At 64.7% G+C, this 887-nt stretch carries 1 protein-coding gene; it reads right to left on the bottom strand.

The genetic code is table 11. The features are described from left to right. Window positions 1-887 (bottom strand): condensation domain-containing protein (locus tag CH293_RS27765; protein WP_217900801.1); only part of this gene is annotated, 887 nt, incomplete at both ends.

Genomic DNA, 887 nt, shown 5'->3' with positions numbered 1-887 from the left:
GTGGCGAGGGTGTGTAGGGCGGTGTCGAGGAGTGTGGTGAGGGTGGTGATGGTGTGGTGGGTGATGCGGTGTGGTTGGTAGGAGAGTTCGATGGTGATGTGGGTGGGTGTGGGCAGGATGCCGAGGGTGAGGGGGTAGTGGGTGGAGTCGTGGATGTCGACGCTGGTGAGCGCGAGGTCGTGGTGTGTGTCGGTGTCGTCGTCGAGGGGGTAGTTCTCGTAGACGAGGAGGGTGTCGAAGAGGGCGGGGAGTCCGGTGAGGTGGTGCAGGTCCGGTAGTGGGGTGTGGTGGTGGTCGAGGACGGTGGTGTTGTGGTGGTGGATTTGGTCGAGGAGTTCGGCGACGGTGGGGTTGTGGCCGAGGTGGGCGGGGGTGGGGATGGTGTTGAGGAACATGCCGACGGCGTTTTCGATGCCGTCGATGTGGGCGGGTCGTCCGGAGACGGTGGTGCCGAAGGTGATGGTGGGTTGTCCGGTGATGGCGTTCAGGGTCAGTGCCCAGGCGGTGTGGATGACGCTGTTGAGGGTGGTGCTGTGGGTGCGGGCGAGTGTGCGTAGTTGGTGGGTGAGGGTGGGGTCGATGGTGTGGGTGAGTTCGATCGGTTGTGCTGTGTCGGTGGTGGCTGTGTTGGTGGTGGCTGTGTTGGTGGTGGCGATGAGGGTGGGTTCGGTGACGTCGGCGAGGGCGGTGGTCCAGGTGTCGAGTGAGGTGGTGTGGTCGTGGTGGGTGAGCCAGTTAAGGAAGCTCGGGTAGGTGGTGTCGGGGAGTGCGGGTGTGGTGGGGTTGTTGTAGGCGCGGAGCAGTGTGGCGATCAGGGGCGGGGTGGACCAGCCGTCGGTGATGGCGTGGTGGATGGTCAGGATGAGGGTGTGCTGGTCGGCTGCGGT

It is taken from the genome of Rhodococcus sp. 14-2470-1b (genome assembly GCF_002259415.1).
Classification (GTDB): domain Bacteria; phylum Actinomycetota; class Actinomycetes; order Mycobacteriales; family Mycobacteriaceae; genus Rhodococcoides.
Note: the sequence above shows the minus strand (reverse complement) of the source record. Positions and strands in the feature narration are given on the sequence as shown.